This window comes from Variovorax glucosi, from assembly GCF_051216695.1.
Taxonomy (GTDB): domain Bacteria; phylum Pseudomonadota; class Gammaproteobacteria; order Burkholderiales; family Burkholderiaceae_C; genus Variovorax.
Map to the genome: position 1 here is coordinate 1 of NZ_JBPJZE010000314.1, position 1,102 is coordinate 1,102.

Below are 1,102 nucleotides of genomic sequence, written 5' to 3' on the forward strand. Positions count from 1 at the left end.
CCTCCTCGCTCTGGCCGCGGCCGAGCTCTATCTCGGCACCGCTTTCGAGCACCACCTTCCAGCTGCCCCGGCTCGACAGCGTGAGCTCGTCGATGCTCATGTCGTAAGGCTGGAACTGCGGCTGCAGCACGCGGTACATCCCCAGTACCTGGCCGGCCTGTTCGATCGGGCCGTCCAGGCGCGGCAGGTTGTCGTCCACCTCGGCCACGTTGGCCTCGAACACGTCGCCGAAACCGTTGATCATCTTCGAGCCCGCGTCGTCGCCCCAGTTGGCCACCGGCACCTGCTCGGTCAGCGTCACGCGCAGCTTGTTGGGGAACTCGCGCCGCACCACCGCGCTGCGCACCCATGGCACCGACTCGAAGGCAGCGCGTGCGCGCCCCAAGTCGATGGTGAAGAAGTTGCCCGTGAGCTGCGGCGCCACGTTGGTACGCAGCGTGACCGCGTTGTTGTGCGTGACTTCGCCGTCCACCTTGATGCCGCCGATGGGGAAGAAAGGCTGCCGCAGCACCCACCACGCGCCCGCGGCCAGCAGCATGAGCGCCACCATCGCGAAGGCAATGTTCGCGACGATGTTCATGAGCTTGACGTCGAAGGGCGCTGGGATGCTGTCGGCCATGGCTATAGCGAGCCTCCCGTTGCGTCGAGCGCGGCCGAGGCCAGCACCCGCAGGCACAGGTCTTCGTACGCGATGCCCGCAGCGCGGGCCGACATCGGCACCAGCGAATGGCTGGTCATGCCGGGCGAGGTGTTCATCTCCAGCAGGAAGGGCTTGCGGTCGCTGGCGCGGATCATCACGTCGGCGCGGCCCCAGCCGCGGCAGCCGAGCGTGCGATAGGCGGCCAGCGTGATGCGCTGGATCTCGTGCTCTTCCGCCTCGGGCAGGCCGCTCGGGCACTGGTACTTCACGTCGTCGGTGAAGTACTTGTTCTGGTAGTCGTAAGCGCCTTCGGGTGCAGAGATGCGCACCACCGGCAGCGCGCGCGCATCGAGCCCGTGGCCGAGCACGGCACAGGTCACTTCCTCGCCTTCGATGAATTCTTCGCAGAGCACGTCGGCGTAGTACTTGGCCGACAGCGTGATCGAGTCCTGCATCTGCGAG

At 66.9% G+C, this 1,102-nt stretch carries 2 protein-coding genes; both read right to left on the minus strand.

Annotated elements, in window-relative coordinates; translation table 11 throughout:
- The coding region (locus tag ACSFA3_RS25250; RefSeq protein WP_435508076.1) for a cell division protein FtsQ/DivIB at positions 1–619 on the minus strand (619 nt) is incomplete at its 3' end.
- Between the two features lie 2 nt (positions 620–621).
- Positions 622–1,102, minus strand: a 481-nt coding sequence (locus ACSFA3_RS25255) for a D-alanine--D-alanine ligase (RefSeq protein WP_475544591.1), incomplete at its 5' end; no start/stop codon positions are given.